Source organism: Rhodococcus sp. ARC_M5, from assembly GCF_022810405.1.
Lineage (GTDB): Bacteria > Actinomycetota > Actinomycetes > Mycobacteriales > Mycobacteriaceae > Rhodococcoides > Rhodococcoides navarretei.
In genome coordinates this window covers 1-262 of record NZ_JALGQE010000063.1, presented here as the reverse complement: position 1 = coordinate 262, position 262 = coordinate 1, and the positions used below count along the sequence as shown (strand labels likewise).

General features: G+C 54.2%; 1 rRNA gene. It reads right to left on the bottom strand.

Annotated features, from left to right (window positions below):
* Positions 1-262 (bottom strand): 23S ribosomal RNA (locus MTX34_RS25555); the annotation flags it as partial.

Genomic DNA, 262 nt, shown 5'->3' with positions numbered 1-262 from the left:
CCCGGGGTACTTTTCACCTTTCCCTCACGGTACTAGTCCGCTATCGGTCACCAGGGAGTATTCAGGCTTATCGGGTGGTCCCGACAGATTCACAGCAGATTTCACGGGCCCGCTGCTACTTGGGTATTCGCAACAACAGTTGCAGTGTTTTCGTCTACGGGACTCTCACCCTCTACGACAGGCCGTTCCAGACCACTTCGACTAACACCACAATTTCTCACTGTCGGCCGATCCGGCAGAATCGACAATGCAAACCCCACAA